The following is a 3419-nucleotide window of genomic DNA, read 5'->3' on the forward strand; positions in this document are numbered from 1 at the left end:
AAAAAAACATTTATCACAGGCATTAACTCCTTGCAACTCCTATATCTCCTTTATTTTTTCTTATCCCTTATCCCGAATTGACGTGATTTGTATAAAATTGCTGAAGAAATAGCAAAAACCAACATTGCTACATTAGAGATATCAGACTCCCATGTAAGAGCTCAAGAACTAACAAATCTTATATTAGGGCTTAAAGGCAGTAAAATTAAGGAATTGAAGGTATCAAAAAACAATATAAATCCACTCGATCTAGAAAATTCAGGAGAATTTCTATCAGCCGTTGAAAAGACTGATATTATCTCTCTTAATATCAAAGGTATAACTGATAAAAATTTGCCTATATACAAAGCGATTCAACAAATACTACAATCGCATCAACAAACAAATTCTTTAGAAAGTTCTACCACTCAGCAAGAATCTGCTGCAGATACTACAGAGCCTAATAAAGAACTTGAGGAATTTCTTGATTTTACAGCAACCCCATCCAAGCAAAATACTACAAATTCATTTTCACTTCCCCTTACATTAACATTTCTGGGAGTGGGATTGCTGGGTAGTATTGCTGCTTGCTGCTATAAACATTTCAAATCAGGCAATGGTGATAATTATAATGATTCTACTGTTGATTTAGTTGGTGATGACGGGGTAACAAATGTTTAGTACTAATATTTTTTAATCGTGTGCATTTAAATCATTAGCTACTCAGTAATTATTGACGAATATGTCTTAAATTGCTAATTTTTGTAACATCTAGATTGCTACTAGACCTTATAGGGTTAATATCTATGCCTCCACGTCTTGTATATCTGGCATAAACAGTTAATTCATCGGGTGTACAAAACTTACTAATATCACAAAAAATACGCTCAACACATTGTTCATGAAACTCATTATGATTACGAAATGACACCAAATATTTTAATAAAGAACTATGGTCAATTTTTTTGCCTCGATAGCTAATTTGTACTGATGCCCAATCTGGTTGATTAGTCACTAAACAATTTGATTTGAGCAAATTAGAATATAGTACCTCATCGACGATCTTCGTATTATCTTCCAATAATTTTGGCAAATTTTGACTAATTTCAAAACTAGTAATCGTCACATCTAACCTATCGAGATTTATACCTGAAAAAGATTGCAGCCTAGTACCATCATATGACTCTAACTCTTTTAAAAACACTATTACATCTGCCCCAAATATTAGACTTAAATCCCTGGTAATTAACTCTATTACTTGCTCTGAAATGTTAAGCTTAGTATTACTAAAAGAATTTAAGTAAAGTTTTAGTGACTTTGATTCTATAATATTAGGTGAATCGCTACTCACCATAAATTCCAATATCCGTATCTCAGGTTTACCAGTTTGGTTTAGCCAAGAGACCTCATAACAATTCCAAATATCAAAGCCATAAAAAGGTAAATCACCTATTATCTGTAATTGCTCTCTAGCAAATTTACGACTAATTGGCTGTAATAAACTATTATCGTACACATCTATATACGCAGTTTGCTTGCCGAGTATAGTTTCAAAATCCATTTTATTTTATCCAGTAAGTCATGTAATTCGGATGTTCTACACCATTTAATAAATATTTGAAACCCATAGCAATCCTTAATATAAACCACACCAACAAACATATATACAATACAGATCCAATTAGTATTATAGTGGTTATTATAGATATCATCATACCAACGAATCCTATCCAAAAAGTCCGCCATATAAAAATATAATGGCTAGATAAATATTTATTTTTAACATCCTTATTAATATAGGAAAAAACTGCACCAATAATAGGTAATAACGGAGCAACTATTCCACACAAAAATAATATATAAATTACCACTAGATTAGTTCTTCCGGCTGCTATATATTTTCTAACTTCCTTATCCATTTTCATCTCTTTAAAATTAGTATATCTACCGTTATTGCAAGAAAGAGCGTAGGTTGACAAAGCAATTGTAAGTTGTCATTCTTAACAATGGCAGGAATCCCTGTAGGTATGAGACAAAACAACATTGTTTCATCACCCCCTCGCTAATAGCAGAGTAATGCTAATAGGGTTGCCTATAATTATACAACTAGTATATAATCATATGAATTTCAAGCCATTATTTTAAATTTTTATAATGGCTTGATGATTGTTCTAACTAAAATATAAGCAGCTTCATTACCCTGAGATGCTTATACCAACTGATAATTAACTAAAAGACGAGGCTCTAGTCGTAATTATACCTGAATTATAACATATTTATTATAATATTTGATAGATAATAAATCTACCTATAATTTTGTTTTAAATAATGATTTTTTACTATTTACTGATTTTTGTTGCGATTGCTTTCTAAAGTTAGATTTGCTCTTATGTAGCTCTATAATTTCCTTGGTTACCTTTACTACAAAAGCTGGTTCAATCTCACCTTCCATACAAGTTGTCTTAAAAGATTCGCTACCACCAAAAATCCATGATTTTGCTTCTAGTTCAAGCTTTTTTGCAACACGTAATTCTGATATATTGGTTGCATCAATAATTGCTTGGGTAATAATAGCTTTACGTAAGATGACATCAGGTGAACGAGTGTATGATTTAAGGCGTTCAAATGGGGAAGGGAATTTAATAACATTAGATATATTTATTTTGTTTACCATAAATTTATTACCATATATTGATTTCAATTAGGTTCTGCATGCAGAACCTAAGAAGTATAATGATTTTTATGGTTGTACTAATAGTTTCGAGATAAAAATTTGTAAATATTTTAAATTATCTTAATATTTATAGATATTATGTGGTATAACTCACCTTATACTCGATAATCAAGTTTTTTTGCAGATTTGAATAAAATATAGGATAATGGTTGTCACCCCTGCTTTACTATACCGTCACCCCTGCGTAAGCAGAGATATTAGATTGCCACATACTCACATAAGCGTCAATTTAAGAAAACAAGAATTGAAAAACCGTCATTGCGAGGAGACCGTAAGGTCAACGAAGCAATCCAGAAAAGTGATTAGAAATAGATTGCCACGCCACCTACGGTGGCTCGCAATGACGACTTATTTTCTTAAGCTGACGCCTATGTGCCTACGCGGGAATGATGGTATGGACGAGTGAAGCGAAATATGCTTTACTTGTACGGAGTCAGCTGAAAAATAGTTTTCAGCTGCTCCAAATTAAATAATAATTTAATTAATAGGTCCATACCATGATAAATAATAGCATAAAAAATACTATAATAGGAATAGATTTAGCAAAAAATAGTATGCACTTGGTGCAAGTCGATCAAAATGGCAAAAAAATAGGTTACCAAAAAGTTACAAGAGATGAGTTAATAGCCTATTTAAGCAATCTCGATAAAAGTTCATTGGTAGCTATGGAGGCATGTGGAGGAGCTAATTATTGGTCACAGGAAAT

4 protein-coding genes and 1 pseudogene are annotated in these 3419 nt (G+C 31.8%); 2 read left to right on the forward strand and 3 right to left on the reverse strand.

All coding sequences use genetic code 11. The annotated features are described in order from the left end of the window. Window positions 1-87: 87 nt before the first annotated feature. Window positions 88-660 (forward strand): hypothetical protein, encoded by a 573-nt coding sequence (locus RiCNE_RS06435; protein ID WP_094649749.1) that lies wholly within the window; start codon window positions 88-90, stop codon window positions 658-660. Between the two features lie 49 nt (window positions 661-709). Here RiCNE_RS06435 and queF read toward each other — a convergent pair whose 3' ends face one another. From queF to RiCNE_RS06450, 3 genes are all read right to left on the reverse strand, one after another. Then, window positions 710-1540, reverse strand: a complete 831-nt coding sequence (gene queF / locus RiCNE_RS06440) for an NADPH-dependent 7-cyano-7-deazaguanine reductase QueF (RefSeq protein ID WP_094649750.1) — start codon at window positions 1538-1540, stop codon at window positions 710-712. Window position 1541: 1 nt separating this feature from the next. Then, a complete protein-coding gene (locus RiCNE_RS06445) occupies window positions 1542-1898 on the reverse strand; it encodes a DUF4870 family protein (protein WP_094649751.1) in 357 nt (118 codons plus the stop codon). Between the two features lie 389 nt (window positions 1899-2287). Beyond that, entirely contained in the window at window positions 2288-2653 is a 366-nt protein-coding gene (locus RiCNE_RS06450) for a hypothetical protein (RefSeq protein ID WP_239832770.1), read from the reverse strand. Between the two features lie 557 nt (window positions 2654-3210). On the opposite strand from RiCNE_RS06450, the pseudogene RiCNE_RS06455 reads away from it, so the two are divergent. Beyond that, a pseudogene (locus RiCNE_RS06455) lies at window positions 3211-3419 on the forward strand (IS110 family transposase); the annotation flags it as partial.

Source organism: Rickettsia endosymbiont of Culicoides newsteadi, assembly GCF_002259525.1.
Classification (GTDB): domain Bacteria; phylum Pseudomonadota; class Alphaproteobacteria; order Rickettsiales; family Rickettsiaceae; genus Tisiphia.

Coding starts and splice junctions, on each gene's coding strand:
- RiCNE_RS06450 (WP_239832770.1), bottom strand. CDS start 2,653: ATGGTAAACAAAATAAATATATCTAATGTTATTAAATTCCCTTCCCCA.
- queF (WP_094649750.1), bottom strand. CDS start 1,540: ATGGATTTTGAAACTATACTCGGCAAGCAAACTGCGTATATAGATGTG.
- RiCNE_RS06445 (WP_094649751.1), bottom strand. CDS start 1,898: ATGGATAAGGAAGTTAGAAAATATATAGCAGCCGGAAGAACTAATCTA.